At 64.5% G+C, this 14,845-nt stretch carries 11 protein-coding genes, 1 tRNA gene and 1 other RNA gene; 8 read left to right on the top strand and 5 right to left on the bottom strand.

Annotated features, from left to right (window positions below; genetic code table 11):
• Positions 1-113: 113 nt before the first annotated feature.
• The 3 genes from VIQ49_RS06810 (at position 114) to VIQ49_RS06820 (ending at position 3,346) form a co-directional block, all read left to right on the top strand.
• Positions 114-1,847, top strand: a complete 1,734-nt coding sequence (locus VIQ49_RS06810; protein ID WP_331882365.1) for a cutinase family protein — start codon at positions 114-116, stop codon at positions 1,845-1,847.
• Positions 1,848-2,043: 196 nt separating this feature from the next.
• Positions 2,044-2,411: a transfer-messenger RNA gene (gene ssrA, locus VIQ49_RS06815) on the top strand.
• A gap of 89 nt (positions 2,412-2,500) precedes the next feature.
• Positions 2,501-3,346 (top strand): aldo/keto reductase, encoded by an 846-nt coding sequence (locus VIQ49_RS06820; protein WP_331882367.1) that lies wholly within the window; start codon positions 2,501-2,503, stop codon positions 3,344-3,346.
• A gap of 93 nt (positions 3,347-3,439) precedes the next feature.
• On the opposite strand, the gene VIQ49_RS06825 is transcribed toward VIQ49_RS06820, so the two are convergent.
• Together VIQ49_RS06825 and VIQ49_RS06830 are read right to left on the bottom strand one after the other, a co-directional pair.
• Positions 3,440-4,024, bottom strand: a complete 585-nt coding sequence (locus VIQ49_RS06825) for an alpha/beta fold hydrolase (RefSeq protein WP_331882369.1) — start codon at positions 4,022-4,024, stop codon at positions 3,440-3,442.
• A complete protein-coding gene (locus VIQ49_RS06830) occupies positions 4,018-5,223 on the bottom strand; it encodes a lipase family protein (RefSeq protein WP_331882371.1) in 1,206 nt (401 codons plus the stop codon). The genes VIQ49_RS06825 and VIQ49_RS06830 overlap by 7 nt, the downstream gene beginning before the upstream one ends.
• Positions 5,224-5,416: 193 nt before the next feature.
• Here VIQ49_RS06830 and pgm point away from each other — a divergent pair, with 193 nt between their 5' ends.
• Positions 5,417-7,057 (top strand): phosphoglucomutase (alpha-D-glucose-1,6-bisphosphate-dependent), encoded by a 1,641-nt coding sequence (gene pgm / locus VIQ49_RS06835; protein ID WP_331882373.1) that lies wholly within the window; start codon positions 5,417-5,419, stop codon positions 7,055-7,057.
• Between the two features lie 13 nt (positions 7,058-7,070).
• Here the strand turns inward: pgm and VIQ49_RS06840 are convergent, their stop codons facing one another.
• On the bottom strand, positions 7,071-7,820 hold the full coding sequence (locus tag VIQ49_RS06840; RefSeq protein ID WP_414731592.1) for a VIT1/CCC1 transporter family protein: 750 nt from the start codon (positions 7,818-7,820) through the stop codon (positions 7,071-7,073).
• Positions 7,821-7,952: 132 nt separating this feature from the next.
• Between VIQ49_RS06840 and VIQ49_RS06845 the strand changes: the two genes are divergently transcribed.
• From VIQ49_RS06845 to VIQ49_RS06855, 3 genes are all read left to right on the top strand, one after another.
• Positions 7,953-8,699 carry a DsbA family protein gene (locus VIQ49_RS06845; protein ID WP_331882375.1) on the top strand — a complete coding sequence of 249 codons (747 nt, stop codon included), beginning with the start codon at positions 7,953-7,955 and terminating at the stop codon, positions 8,697-8,699.
• A 123-nt stretch (positions 8,700-8,822) separates the two neighbouring features.
• Positions 8,823-8,895, top strand: a tRNA-Ala gene (locus VIQ49_RS06850).
• Between the two features lie 285 nt (positions 8,896-9,180).
• Complete coding sequence (locus VIQ49_RS06855) at positions 9,181-10,446, top strand: Fic family protein (protein ID WP_331882377.1); 1,266 nt, start codon at positions 9,181-9,183, stop codon at positions 10,444-10,446.
• 960 nt (positions 10,447-11,406) lie between these two features.
• On the opposite strand, the gene VIQ49_RS06860 is transcribed toward VIQ49_RS06855, so the two are convergent.
• A complete protein-coding gene (locus VIQ49_RS06860) occupies positions 11,407-11,709 on the bottom strand; it encodes a DUF1905 domain-containing protein (protein ID WP_331882379.1) in 303 nt (100 codons plus the stop codon).
• Positions 11,710-11,733: 24 nt separating this feature from the next.
• Complete coding sequence (locus VIQ49_RS06865) at positions 11,734-12,702, bottom strand: arabinofuranosidase (protein WP_331882381.1); 969 nt, start codon at positions 12,700-12,702, stop codon at positions 11,734-11,736.
• 138 nt (positions 12,703-12,840) lie between these two features.
• Between VIQ49_RS06865 and VIQ49_RS06870 the strand changes: the two genes are divergently transcribed.
• Positions 12,841-14,832: a hypothetical protein gene (locus VIQ49_RS06870; protein ID WP_331882383.1), complete on the top strand. Its 1,992-nt coding sequence runs from the start codon at positions 12,841-12,843 to the stop codon at positions 14,830-14,832.
• The last annotated feature ends 13 nt before the right edge of the window (positions 14,833-14,845 follow it).

The raw sequence follows: 14,845 nt of genomic DNA on the forward strand, positions 1-14,845 counted from the left end.
GCTGCCTAACAACGCTCGGCAGCGGTTCGCTCGCAACCGAGTCGGAGGCAGTCCACGAAAGCACGCGAACGGTCCGCACGGACGTGAGCCCCAGCCAGGAAGCATTCGAACAGATGAGCCGAGAACAATCCAGGACCGGGAGTGGTGCCGCGACCCTGATGGATCGACGGAGCCGGGGTTGGCGTCCGGCGGTGGCGATCGTGTTCGCCTCCCTCGCGGCGACCATGGCCATGGGCGTGGTGCCGGCGCTGGTTCAGTCGAACGCGTCGGCACGACCGATCAGTGACTGCCCGGACCTCCACGTGGTGGCGGTTCCGGGAACCCTCGATTCGAGTGTGAATCGGGATCCGCACGATCAACGCGGCATTCTCGCTCCGGTGATCGCCGATGCGCAGCGGGACGCGCCGCCGGGGTCGATGCAGACCACCTACGTGCCGTATCCCGCGGACTTCGGTTACACGTCGAACGGCACGCCGTATGCGCAGTCGGTGGATGCGGGTGTGACGGCGACCGAAGCCCAGATCGCCCAGATCAATCGGCGGTGTGGCCCTGACACCGAGATCGCGATCGTCGGCTACAGCCAGGGCGCGCAGATCGCCAATCGGGTCGCGGTGAACATCGGTGCGGGCAAGGGGCCGGTGCCCGCATCACAGGTACGCGGGGTCTACCTGATCTCCGACCCGAATCGGAGTGTGGGTGCTGATCTCGTTCCGGGAGCGCCCGGACTCTCAGCGCCGCTGAACGGCGCGTGGACCACTGCGCCGAGGTCGGATGCGGCGCTCGGTGGCGGTATGGGAGCCGGGCGTGATGCCCAATTCGGTGCATTGACCGGGCGCGTGGTCTCGCTGTGCATGACAGGCGATTTCGCGTGTGCGATCCCGGACAATGCGCAAGCGGTCCGGATCGGGGCGAATGTGGCAGAGCAGATCCACATCGACACCACCGATCCGGGGCAGATCGCAGCGGACCTGGGGAGGGTGGTCCTTCGGTCGACGTTGCTGACCGGGCTTCATGTGGTGACAACCCCGCATTGGATGCTGTCGTCGGAGACCCTGGGCGACGTGGTCGCGGCGACCACCGATCCCTCCTACACGGTGCCGGACTACACAGATCCGATTCGGCTGCTGCGGTCGGGATACGGGGTGGCGACGTTTGCGACGGAAGCACCGAACGTGTGGCAGGCGAAACTCTCGCAGGAGCTGGTCCTGGGCGTCAAGAACAATGTCGGGATCCTGCTCATGGCGGCGCATCCGGAGTACTGGTACCCGGGGCCGTCGCACGGTAGTTACTTCACCGATCGTGACCAGACGGGTCGCACCGGCACGAACTATGTGAGCTCGTGGCTTCGGGAGTCCGCGGTCAGCGGCGCGCCGTCGGGAAGTGCCGAACCTGTTCCGGTGCCGGCGACTCCGACACCCCCGGTGTCAAACCCGGTGGCCAACAACGTGACAACCGGGGTCGCGGTCGCCTCGGTGGGAGCGGCCGTGACCCGGCAGCTGCCGGCGGTCGCCGACGCCCTCACCGACGAGGTCGACAACCTTGCCGAGGGATCGCAGATCGAGGCCGCGGTCACTGATGTGACCGAGGTGATCGATCAGGGTGCGGCGCAGGTGGAGCAGGTGTTCGAGGTCGTCGATCAGACGATCGCGCAGGTCGAGGAGGTGGTCGACACGGTGGCGCCTGTCATCGACACAATCGCGAACGTGATCGACACCGTCGACCAATTCGTCGATGTCACCAACGGCGGTGATGTCGCCGATGTCACCGATGCGGGGCCGGCGGGACCGGCTGGGTCCTTCCAGCTGAGTGACGTGTTGCCGATCGGGGCGACTGCTCTGAACAGCTGAGTTCCCAGATCGAGGTGGTCTCGATCGAATCCGACGAGGACCCCATTGCCGCTCAATCCGCGGAGGTGGGGTCCTCCTCGTTGGTGGTGCCCCAACAGTGGTGCCCCAACAAAGGGAATGACAAGGGCGGCAAGCTTGTTACAATGGATTGTCCGGTCGTAGCCAGCGGCTGGATCCTGCTGAAGATCCACCTCTCGGGGCTGAACGGTTTCGACTTGGTTTGTTGAGGTAGGGGAAGCGTGTCGGTGCAGGCTAGAGACCACCGTAAGCGTCGTAGCAACCAATTAAGCGCCGACAAAAATCAGCGCGACTACGCCCTCGCTGCCTAAGCGAAGGCTGGTCTGTCGGCCCGGGTGAGCTCTCGCCCCGGGTACCGGCATCATTCAGAGAGCTCACCACTGTGGTCGGTCGCGGACCGCGGTGGGACATCCAACAGCGACTGGGATCGTCATCTCGGCTTGTTTGCGTGACCGGGAGATCCGAGTAGAGACTTAGCGAACTGCACACGGAGAAGCCCTACTGACACGGCGAAGGACCCGGGTTCAATTCCCGGCAGCTCCACCGTTGATCGCAAAAACGGGGAGAGAACCAAAAAAGGTTCTCTCCCCGTTTTTGTGTTTCAGGGCTCGAATCACCTAGTGGATTGGACGACGATGACTCAGGTTCCGAACATCACACTCAGCAACGGAAACACCATCCCGCAACTGGGGTTCGGCGTTTTCCAGATCGAACCCGCAGACACCGCGGCGGCCGTGCGGTCGGCTCTTGAGGTCGGCTACCGCCACATCGACACCGCGCAGATGTACGGCAACGAAAAAGAGGTCGGCGAGGGTATCCGCGACTCGGGTGTACCGCGTGACGAGATCTTCGTGACCAGCAAGCTGAACAACAAGTTCCACGAACCCGCCGCCGCCCGCGAGGCATTCGCGACGACGTTGTCGGACCTCGGTCTCGACCACATCGACCTGTTCCTCATCCACTGGCCGCTGCCGACGCAGTACGGCGGCGACTTCGTCTCGACGTGGCAGACCCTGATCGAGTTCGGGAAAGACGGCCGGTCGGGCGCAGTCGGCGTGTCCAACTTCCAGCCCGAGCACCTCGAGAGGCTCGCGGCCGAGACCGATCTGGTGCCTGCGGTGAATCAGATCGAGGTGCATCCGTACTTCCCCAACGAATCGGTACGGAAGTACAACAACGACCACGGCATCGTGACCGAGGCGTGGTCGCCGATCGCGCAGGGCGACGTGCTCTCCGATCCGGTGATCAATCAGATCGCGGGGCAGCTGGGCAAGTCCGCGGCCCAGGTGGTCCTGCGCTGGCACGTGCAGCGCGGCGACGTCATCTTCCCGAAGTCGGTGACGCCGAAACGAGTTCAGGAGAACTTCGATCTGTTCGATTTCGAACTCGACGACGCCACGATGAGAGCTATCGACGCCCTCGACAAGGGTGTTGCCGGACGCCGCGGTCCGGACCCGGACACCTTTGACTGGGTGGGTTGAGCCACTCGACGACAATTCGCTCCGCCCGCCTACGTCCGCGCCGGTTGCAACCGGATCAGACGCAGGCAGGTGGAGCGAGTTTGCGGCCGTGACTCAGCCAAAGCTCCGGACGAATCGAACCGCGGTCGACTGCCAGGTCCACACGTGGTCGAGCAGTGCGTGCCCCCCACCCTCGATGGGGACGAACTCGGCGTCGACGCCGCGCTCCCGGAGTTCGCGGATGCCCTTGGCCGTACGTCTGGCGTACGTGCGGGTGTCGGCGGTGCCGTGGAGGGCGAGGACCCGGGCGTCGTCGTTGATGTGTCGCCAGTCCGCGTGCTGCCACCAGGGTGCGAGTGCGAGGACCCCCGCGACCCGTTTATCCGCGGCCAGCTGGGCGGCGACCCGTCCACCCATCGAGTGCCCGATCACGATCACCGGAACGTCGGGGTGTGCCTCCAGGAGTTCGGAAAGAGCGGCCTGCGCATAGGGCATCGGGCTGTTCTGTTCACCGTTCCAGCCGTAGAACCGGTATTGGACCTGACGCACGACCACTCCGGGTATCGCGGCGAGCGACACCGTGAAGGGGTACATCCGCAGCGCTGCCGGTTGGGTTCGGCTGAACGGCGCGTACGACAGATCGGTTCCACCGGGCAGTACGAGTACGGATGCGGTCGGTGCCGCGCGGCCGGTCAGCACGTGCTCGGGGCGGGCGCGCCCGACAGTCGATCGTTGATGTACCCCAACGCGAACGGCACACCTGTTGCGATGGTGGAGCCGTGGTCGCCCGGCAGGATGAGCGTTTGCACCCGGGTGCCCTGACCGCACCACTTCGCCGCGGTCGCCAGGACACGCGCGGTGGGCGTCAGCTGGTCGTCGGCACCTTGGTAGAGGAGTACCGGCATCTTCGGGGCACCGGGGTACATCTGCACGCTGTTCCGGTTGAGGACGTCCGTGCCGGCGGGATCCTCCCGAAGGCTGCCACCGACGACGACATCGGCGGTCCGGAGATTCGCCCCCGCGTCGATGATCTGCTGGGTGCAACCGTTCCGGATCTGGTTGGCGAGCGCCACGCCGCGTCCGTTGAGCTGGTCGGACAGCGCCAGTTCGGCAGGGTATTCACGTTCGAGTCCGAGTGAGGCTGCGAAACCCAGCCCGAAGAGCGGGTTCGGTGTGGCGCCGAGGGTACGGGCGATGGCTTCGAGGTTGACCGGTGTGCCACCGGCGGACAGCCCGACCAGGTTCAGCTCCGGGGCGTAATCCGGCGCCAGCACCGCCGCGTAGGCACTGGCCATCGCACCGCCGGAGTATCCGGCCAGGACGGTGGGGGTGCGCCCGACGCGGAAGCCCGGGCTCGATTGCACCGCGCGGATGGAGTCGAGGGTGATGGTGCCGCCGAGCCTGGCTGCGCCGTACGCACTGGTGGGTCCGAGATGATCGGGCACGTTGACTGCAACACCGCGGGCCAGGGCGAGTCCGATCAGCTGTTGTTCCTGGAGGCCGCCGGAGAACAGCTGGTGCGACGGCGCACATTGGAGGCCGAGCGAGTTGGTGAACGGCTGGTAGGAGAGGAGATCGTGGCGACCGCCGCCGTCGGGGACGACGACGGTGGTCACCGCGGTGATCGGTTCACCCGCGGAGTTCGTGCTGCGGAACTGGATCTTCTGGGCGGTGGACCCGGGGAACGGGCTGGCCAGGTTCTGCACCTTGAGGACCTGTCCGTTGGCGGCCGAGCCCAGATCGCCGGGTGCGGCATAGAACGGATCGCTGTTGGGTGCCGGCATCAACGGTGCGGCACCAGCCGGGACCGCGCTGAAGGCGACGACCGCGGCGGTGGTGAGCGCGACGGCGGCAACGCTTCCGAAGATTCGCCTGCCGAGCAGCTTTCGAGCATGCATGATCTCTCCCTCCGTCCCCCAACCGAGGTTGAGCCGGCTCGGAAAACGGAGCGCGGCGTTTGTACGCTGGAGTGTAGCCCGCTCGTCGCACCGCTCGCGGCGATCGGTGGCAGAATTCGGAGCGTCCAGTCGAAGTCGCCAGGACGCAGCATTCGGTTCGCCGAACCGCTGCAGCAACCGGAAGGAAAGACCAATGGCTCATCCGCGTGCGGGAACTGTGGCGCTGCCGGAAGATCTGATCGATGTGTCGGCCGTGATCGACGCCTACTATTCCGGTAAGCCTGACCCTGAAAATCCTTTGCAGCAAGTCGTTTTCGGTACGTCCGGACATCGCGGGTCGAGTCTGGACAATGCATTCAACGAAGATCACATCGTGGCGACCACGCAGGCCATCGTCGAATACCGGTCGGGTGCGGGGATCACCGGACCGCTGTTCATCGGCCGCGACACCCACGCACTGTCGTTGCCTGCGTGGCAAACCGCAATCGAGGTGCTCGTCGCGAACGGTGTTCGGGTCCTCGTCGATGACAAGGACCGATTCACCCCGACTCCGGCCGTGAGCCACGCGATCCTGACCCACAACCGGGGGACCGGGTCCAGGGCCGACGGCATCGTCGTCACCCCATCGCACAACCCGCCCCGCGACGGCGGTTTCAAATACAACCCGCCCAATGGTGGGCCCGCCGACACCGACATCACGACGCTGGTCGCTGCTCGCGCGAACGAATTGCTGCGTGGCGGACTTGGAGGCGTGAAGCGGACCCCGTTCGAGGCGGCCACGAAGTCGGAGTTCTACGGCACCTACGACTATGGCGCGGGCTACGTCGACGACCTGGCGTCGGTGATCGACATCGCGGCCATTCGGGACGCCGGGATCCGCATCGGGGCCGATCCGCTCGGCGGGGCATCGGTGGGGTACTGGGCCGAGATCGGGGCCCGTCACACCCTCAACAACCTCACCGTCGTCAATCCCACTGTCGACCCACAGTTTTCGTTCATGACCCTCGACACCGACGGCAAGATTCGAATGGACTGCAGTTCGCCGAATGCGATGGCCTCGTTGATCGGGGCCCGCGATCAGTACGACATCGCCACGGGCAACGACGCAGACTCCGACCGGCACGGCATCGTGACGCCCGACGCCGGCCTGATGAATCCGAATCACTTTCTGGCAGTGGTCATCGACTATCTGTTCACACACCGCGACGGGTGGTCGCCGAACGCGGCCGTGGGTAAGACGCTGGTGTCGTCCTCGATGATCGATCGGGTGGTTGCCGGGATCGGCCGGAAGCTGATCGAGGTACCGGTCGGATTCAAATGGTTCGTACCCGGATTGCTCGACGGTTCGGTCGGCTTCGGTGGTGAGGAAAGCGCGGGGGCCTCGTTCTTGCGCACCGACGGAACTGTATGGACAACCGACAAGGACGGCATCATCTTGGCGCTCCTGGCGTCGGAAATCCTTGCCGTGACCGGGAAGACGCCGTCACAGCGTTACGCGGAACTCGCGGAGCAGCACGGTGGTTCGCCGTCGTACGCGCGTATCGATGCGCCGGCGGGACGCGAACAGAAGGCGGTGCTGGCGAAGTTGTCGGCAGATCAGGTCTCCGCCACCGAACTTGCCGGTGAGACGATCACTGCGATCCTGACCGAGGCGCCCGGCAACGGGGCCAAGATCGGTGGTCTGAAGGTCACCACCGAGAACGCCTGGTTTGCGGCACGCCCTTCGGGTACCGAGGACGTGTACAAAATCTATGCCGAATCATTCAGGGGGCCAGAACATCTGGCTCAGGTGCAGGCGCAGGCTCAGGAACTCGTCGACGGAGTACTCGGCTGAGTCACCGACTGCGTCAGCCCGACGCCGGCACCCCGATCAGGTAGCCGACGAGATAGGTTGCGCCGGCGGCGATCACGCCGAAGGCGAGTTGCCGGAGCGCGCCCTTCCAGATCGGGCGGTCGGTGAACGTCGCGGCCACGCCGCCGGCCACCAGGAGTCCGAGCCCGCCGACCACGAGGGCCGCGGTCAGCGACTCGAATCCGAGCAGGTAAGTGATCAGCGGGATCACCGCGCCGATCGCGAACATCGCGAACGACGAGAGGGCAGCGACCATCGGTGACGGCTGATCCTGGGGATCGACGCCGAGTTCCTGGATCAGATGCAGATTCACGGCGAGGTCGGTGTCGCGGTGGATCTCGGTGGCGGCGGAGGTCGCGGTTTCCTCGCTCATCCCCATGTCGACGAACTCTGCGATCAATTCGTTGAGTTCCGCGTTGGGGTGCCTGGTGAGTTCGCGTCGTTCGACCGCCACCTCGGCGTCGACCTGTTCGTTCTGCGTGGTGACCGAGGTGTATTCGCCCAGTGCCATCGAGAACGCGCCGGCCACGAGGCTGGACATGCCGCTGAGGATGATCGTGTGGCCCGACGCTCCGGCTGCGCCCACGCCGGCGACCAGGCTGATGTTGGTGACCAGCCCGTCCATCGCGCCGAATGTCGCAGCGCGCAGGCGTCCGCCGGCGACGTCGGCATGGGTGTGGCTGGCCTCGTTGCTCCCGGAGCGGGGTGGATGCGGTGGCTCGTCCGCGGGTATGTGCTGCGACACCTCGCGATGGTAGCGCCTAGACGGTCGTGCGATTGCTCAGAGTGCTCTCAGGCGCATCTCGTTACCCTTGTATGCGACGCGTGCATCTCGCACGAGGTTTCAGTCGGTGTGAATCGGTTCGGTGAGGACACAGTGAGTAACAAGAAGAAGCAGCCGGTACCCAAGACGTCGGGCGGTAAGTATCAGCCCCGCGCTCAGTCGAGCGTCACAACCTATGTTCTTGCCGGACTGGCAGTGGTTGTGGTCGCGGCTGTGGTGATCGGTGGAATTGTCTGGAACAGCAACAGAGACAAGGGAACTGCCGACACAAATGTGCTGTCCACCACCGCTGTCTTCACAGCGGGTAGCGCATCGGCGCCCACCACCATCGACATGTTCGAGGACTTCCAGTGCCCGGCCTGCCGCAACCTGGAGGCGACCTCAGGGGATGCGCTGACCGATGCGGTCAACAGCGGCCAGCTGCAGATCAGGTACCACATGCTGAACTTCCTGGACAAACGCTCGGGTTCGGGTGATTACAGTTCACGCGCCGCCGGCGCGATGAAATGTGTGGCCACCACCGAGGATCAGAACGTCCAGCTGGCCTACCATTCGCTTCTTTTCCAGCAGCAGCCCGACGAGGGTGACGTCGACCACGACAACCAGGCACTGGCCGCCTTTGCCAAGGACGTCGGCGCCAGTGACGCGACCCAGCAGTGCATCGCTGATGGGGCGCAGGTGGCGGCTGCGCAGAAGCTCGCGGAGCAGTCGCAGTCGGAGTTGTCCACCGCCCTCGGGGGCCAGGTGGGCACACCCAGCGTGCTCGAAGACGGCAAGCAGGTTTCGGTGACCGAGGGACCCGAGTGGGTTGCCACGCTCATCGCACCCGACCAGAGCTGACGGTGGAGGCCCGACCGGATCCCGCCGACAAGCGGATTTGGTCGGGCTGACGCTGATGGTGTAATTTCGGTCGAGCAAGCAGAGCGGAGAAATCGCCTCGCAAAGCTTGTGAAAACCGAAGACGGGGCTATGGCGCAGCTGGTAGCGCACCACACTGGCAGTGTGGGGGTCAGGGGTTCGAGTCCCCTTAGCTCCACTTCGCAAAGGGCAGGTCAGATATGTTTTCTGGCCTGCCCTTTGTCATTGCGAATCCCGCAGGGTGCCGTCACGGTTGGAACGAAGAACGCGGGACCTCGGGACCCACCGCGGCACACCGACGCCCTAGACCCGGTGCGGAGAGTCCCGCTGCGTCCGCATTGCAGCCAGTGATGGTCATGAAAACAGCTCCGTGACGCAGTGCTATTTGCTCTAGAGTGGGTTCTGCATAAGATAGCCGCGGTGAATTACGCGGATAATTAGTACAGATGCGGGGATAGATCAGGTGTCGTATAGAACGCTGAAGTCGATCTTTCATCAACGAGATCGTGTTGGCGCCGATGCCGAGGAACGAGCTCGACGAGAGTCTCCTGCCGCCATCCACTGGGGCCTGATGGTCGGCGAATACTCGATGTTCGCGCTGATGACGCCCGAAGTCGCAGCACTGATCGAACGAATCATGAGCTTTGAGCCGAAGATTCGGGCCGAGTGGGAAGGGCTGCCAGGCAGAGCGCGCACGCACTATCTAGATCGCATGGTGATCGATGAGATCCAGGCGACCAACGAGATCGAACAGGTCCGCTCGACCCGGAAGGAGATCACCGCGGCGATCAAGGCGGTCAGGGCGGAACGACCCATCGACAACAAGCGATTCACGGAGATGGTGCGGCTCTACCTCGACATTGGCAACGACGAGGCCGAAAGTCCGCAGACACTCGACGACGTCCGGGCCGTCTACGACGCGGTAACCGCGGGCGAGATCCGTGACGAAGACGCCCCCGACGGCCTCAGGTTCCGGAAAGGCCCGGTGTCGATCGAATCAGGAACCAAGGTCGTGCACACCGGTGTGGTGCCCGAGTCGGCGATCGAGGACGCGCTCACTCTCATGCTGAGCCAGGGTCGCGACGATTCGGTCCCTCAGCTGATCAGGGCCGTGGTCGCGCACTTCATCTTCGAGTACGCACACCCGTTCTACGACGGCAACGGCAGGGCCGGGCGCTACCTTCTCGCGCTGGACCTCCGACGAGTGCTGGCTCCCTACGCGAGCCTGGCATTGTCGGCGACCGTCGCCGACAACAAGGATCGCTACTACCGAGCGTTCACTGACGCGGAGAATTCACTGAACCGCGGAGATCTGACGCCCTATCTGATCGACATGCTCGAGATCATCGCTGAGGCGCAACATCGGCTGCTGCTCGACCTCGCCGACCGTCGGGAGAAGATCGACGCGGTCGGGGCACGTCTCCGCGTTCTGGTGGAGGACGAGCAATTCCCGCTGAGTGTCGGACTCGACCGCGAGTCGGTGCCGCCTGTAGATCCCGACGACATCGGTGCGATCCTCTATACCCTGGGCCAGGCATACTACTTCGATGCGAACCGCGCGGTCAAGTCGAACACCCTGGCCGACGCGGTGGGTCGATCCAGTCAGTTCGTCCGCCCGCGACTCCAGCGACTAGACGATGCCGGGATCATTGAGAAGGTTACGAAGAAGCCGCTGCGCTTCCGGCTCACCCCAAGGGGCGTATCGCTCCTAGAACTGGATGGGGAGTGATCCTCCTGGACGACGTACAGCGTCCATTCGCTCGCCGCCCGCGTCCCGAACAGCGACGCCCGATCGGGACTGACCGGCGGACAAGATGCGCCGCCACCGTGCGGCGGTGAACGCTGAACCGCTCACCGACCTCCACAAGCGTCGCACCCGCCTGGTACATGGCCACCAACTCGTCCACCTGCGCTGGGCTCAGAAAGGTTTGAGTCATCCCAACCGCACGCACCATCCGGCCCCGCGAGTCCGCTAGAGTCGGTTCCAACGGCCTCCGATCCCGCTTGTAAGTCCCACGGGACCTGCGAGAAGCCACGGTCTTCAAGGCCGGGCAGGGGTTCTCGAACTCTCTACGCAGGTCCACTCAAGACCCGCAGATCAGGACCTATTCCTGGCCTGCGGGTTTTTTGTCGCAGTCGAGTGGCAAAATAGCAAGTCGGCCACTGCCTCTGGACGTGAACTACCAGGACTTGACGTGGTCGTCACATCTGCGGTCAGGGGGTCGAGTCACCGCAGTGAACCGCCTGCGACTTTGCCGCCGCGAGGGCTAGGGGTCGGACCGACGATTCAGCGCATGGGTTCTGCGCGAAATCCGGAGTCCATGCCTCGGTGGATGAACACGTGGCCGACAAGTGTCCCGTCGTCTTGGACTGTCGCCCACCCGCGACCGCTGGTCTCATGTCCGTCGTCGTCACCCTGCCAGGTGAAGTCCGCGCCGCTGCGACCATCGTGGTCAGCGGGGCGCCAATCGATGGACCCCGGACCGCGATGAAGCCGAACCCTCCGATCTGTTCGTCGGCGAAGTCGATGAACCCGGGTCCTTCCAGTTCAATGGCCTCAAGATCCCACTCGTCCATGTCGGTGATGCGCCAGCGTCCGCGAATATTCACACCTGCTCCCAACTTTGATACCGGTAGCGCCACGGTAATGGGTCCGGCGGGGGAGACTGGTGTCGAGTGCGCGCCCGGTTCAGGTGATGCGCTCTTCTAAATGGACCGTGACGGTGTCGCCGACGGATTTACCCAGGATCCGGAGTAGTGCCTTTGTGACGGGAAGTTTGTGCGTCCCGTCGCCGAGCGCCATGAATGAGGTGCGGATGGGGTGCCCGTCGACGGTTCCGCGTATCTTCACCAGGCCTCGGGTGCCGAAGTATTCCGCTGATCCGGGCATCACGACGTAGGTCCATCCACCCTTGTTCGGGCTTTTCTGAATGGGAGCAGTGAACTGCTTGTCCAGGGGCGTGGGATTCGCGGTCGCCTCGCTTGCGCCCATGATCGTTCTCCTGTCTCGGAGTTGTTATGCCGGTTCCCTCATGACGCCGAAATGGCGAACCGTTCCGGAAAGTCCTGGAAGCTCTTGCATGGGCGACCACGTGCGCAGTCCATCGGTGCTGTCGGAATAGAAGTACTTTCCCCGGGTGTAGGCGTCGAGATATATCCGCCAGGCACCGTTCGGCAATTGCACCAGGGCCGGGCCCTCCAGCAACGAGCCCCAATTTCCCGACCGCACGAATGAATAGGGACCCGTCACCGACGGGGCGACCGCATGTTCGACGACCTTCTTCGTCTCGTTCTTCGTGAAGGCATGGTAAGTCGATCCCACCTTGACCACGGTGGTGTCGATGTGGTCCGCGCCGATCCCGGCGAGCGGAACAGGTGGGCTCCACAACCGAAGCGATGGTTCCAGCGCCGTCATCAAATACGGCACGAATCCTCCACCGGTCGACAACGACAGGATGACGTTGACGCGGCCGCCTTCCACGAACCATTCGGGCGCCCAGGCTTTGGTGACGAAGGGCGACAACGACGGTCCGTCCTTGAACCCGGCCGACCCGGAGGATCCCGGTGGGCTCGCCGGGCCGGTACCAGCACCGGTGCCTGGCATGAAGGCGCAGCAGAATGGAACCGGATAGGTCCCCAGGAACGCCCAGTTGATCCGGTCACCGCTGCGCGCGAAGCCGATATTCGCTCCGTCGGCTGTTGTGTAGGTCAGGTAATACAGACCGTCTGTGTTCCGGAAGATGCTCGCGTCACGCACACGCCCTGACGGGGGCGCAAACGCCGACAGTCGGACTGGCTGGAAGGCAGTGGCGTCCCCCGACTCGTATACATCCATGTCGTGGTCGCTGGTGTTGCTGAACGCCACCATCGTGTATCGCCAGGCCGGTGGTGCGGCGCCGCTGGTCCCAGGGACCGCGACCAGCAGACCCGCGACAGTGAGCACGACCATCGAAAGGAAGGCAAGGCAGGATCGTTTCGTCGGCATCACCGTGCAGTATCGCGGATAGCGGGCGCACCTGCGCGGCTTTGGCCACCTGGGATGGCGGATCGATCGAACGTTTGCGCGTTCGCCCGATCGGACACCACCTGATTGCCATACTGGGTCGATGAGTGACGTGGGACGATGACCGTTCTGGCAGACGCACGGGCGGCAATGTCGCGCGACGATTGGGCTGCCGCGCTGGCTCTGCTCGCGCACGAAAATTCATCTGAGGCCGCTGAGGTCAGGGCGGTTGCCCACTACGGCAATGGTGAGTTCGAAGTTGCTGTCACCGAGTGGGAATCGCTCTACGACCGGCATCGGAAAGCACGTGATCATCCGGCCGCGGGCTGGGCCGCGGCGAATGTCGCGCTCTATCTACTGGTCGACACCGGCCTGATGGCACCGGTGCGAGGCTGGGTGGCGCGGGCTGACCGTGAACTGGAGGACGCCGGGGAGGTACCGGCGCACGCGTTACTTGCGATGGTCCGGACGTATGAGCGCTTCATGTGTGGTGACCCGGACGGGGCGCACCGACAAGCCCTCCGATCGATGGAACTCGGTGCGCGGCTGAATGTTCCGCCGGCGGTCATCCTCGGACAGGTCGCGACCGCCCGATTACTCATCGCCGGCGGTGAGGTGGAGCAAGGACTCGCCGCGCTCGACGACGCTGCGCTTCAACTGATGTCGGGCGCCGTCGACAATTTCACCACGGGAATGCTCTACTGCGAACTGGTCTGCGCTGCCCAGGGATTGCTCGCCTACGATCGGGCCCGCGAATGGACCGATGTCATGGAGCACTGGCGTCACGGCCAGGCGTATGGAGGCATTCATGGACGGTGCCGGGTGCATCGGGCCGAACTGTTGCGGGTCAGCGGGCCAGGTGCCGACGCCGAGCTCGAGGCGCTGAAGGCCTGCGACGAACTCCGGCCGTGGATGCGTCGCGAATTCGGTTGGCCGCTCGTAGAACTCGGCAACATCAGACTCCGACTCGGGGATCTTGCCGGTGCGGAGGACGCGTACATGCAGGCCTACCGTCGGGCCTGGTCGCCGCTGCCGGGAATCGCGTTGCTTCGCATGGAACAGGATGACCCGGTGGCGGCCGCGGAGCTCATCGCGGGCGCTGTGGAGAATCCGCCGGATCTGCCGTGGAAGGAACGGCCTCCGTTCGGCGACCTTCGTCTGGCGCCCTTGCTCGATGCTCAGTCGGAGATCGCGTTCGCGAACGGCGACGCAGCGACCGCCCTGCGATCTGCCGCCAGGTTGCGCGACATCGCGGAGCGATTCGCCAGTCCCGGTCTCGCCGCGTGTGCTGCTCTGGCGACCGCCAGAGCACACCTGCTGTCCGGCAACGCCTCATCTGCCATTGACGAAGCGTCCGAGGCGGTAGTGCGATGGTGCGAGCTGGACGCGCCCTATGAGGCCGCCGTTGCCCGAGTTGTTCTGGGGTCGGCCTACGCCGCAACCGGCGACTCCGCGCGAAGTCTTCTGGACTGGCGGGCCGCCCACGCCGAGTTCGTGTCGTTCGGTGCGGTGAAACGCGCAGCAGAGACGGCAGTCCTTCTCGAAGGCGGGTCCACCCGCTCACAGCAGACGTCGCTGGCGGCGACGATGACGTGGTCCGGTGATCAGTGGCACTTCACATTCCGCGATTCCGAGATCGTGTTGGGCAACCTGAGAGGTTTGCAATATCTGGCCGCGTTGCTGTCGCGGCCCGGGCATGAGTTCAGGGCGATAGAACTGTGCGGCGGTCACGAGGTCGCCGACCCGATACCGATCATCGACCAGCGAGCACGGTACGCATATCGGCGTCGGCTCGACGAGGTCGACCAGGACATCGCCGAGGCGAAGGGCAACAACGACATCGCCCGGGTTGATCTGGCGCTCCGCGACCGCGAATTCCTGCTCGCCGAGTTGAACGGTGCAGTCGGACTGGGTGGGCGGCTACGGGAAACAGGGGGCGCGGCCGAGCGTGCACGGACCAGCGTCACCAGATCGCTGCGGTACGCCCTCGACCGTCTGACCGACCACGATGAGGTGTTGGGAAAGCACCTGAAGCGAACCGTCCGAACCGGAAGCTGTTGTAGCTACACAACCGATACCGTGGCCCCGATCAGCTGGACCGTGACTCGTTGAAACACCGTCGAGT

Origin of the sequence: Williamsia sp. (assembly GCF_036566845.1) — a bacterium.
Lineage (GTDB): Bacteria > Actinomycetota > Actinomycetes > Mycobacteriales > Mycobacteriaceae > Williamsia.

Excerpts from the sequence above, each read along its gene's own strand:
- VIQ49_RS06820 (WP_331882367.1), top strand. The coding sequence starts at position 2,501 with ATGACTCAGGTTCCGAACATCACACTCAGCAACGGAAACACCATCCCG.
- VIQ49_RS06865 (WP_331882381.1), bottom strand. The coding sequence starts at position 12,702 with ATGCCGACGAAACGATCCTGCCTTGCCTTCCTTTCGATGGTCGTGCTC.
- VIQ49_RS06810 (WP_331882365.1), top strand. The coding sequence starts at position 114 with ATGAGCCGAGAACAATCCAGGACCGGGAGTGGTGCCGCGACCCTGATG.
- pgm (WP_331882373.1), top strand. The coding sequence starts at position 5,417 with ATGGCTCATCCGCGTGCGGGAACTGTGGCGCTGCCGGAAGATCTGATC.
- VIQ49_RS06830 (WP_331882371.1), bottom strand. The coding sequence starts at position 5,223 with ATGCATGCTCGAAAGCTGCTCGGCAGGCGAATCTTCGGAAGCGTTGCC.
- VIQ49_RS06870 (WP_331882383.1), top strand. The coding sequence starts at position 12,841 with ATGACCGTTCTGGCAGACGCACGGGCGGCAATGTCGCGCGACGATTGG.
- VIQ49_RS06860 (WP_331882379.1), bottom strand. The coding sequence starts at position 11,709 with ATGGGCGCAAGCGAGGCGACCGCGAATCCCACGCCCCTGGACAAGCAG.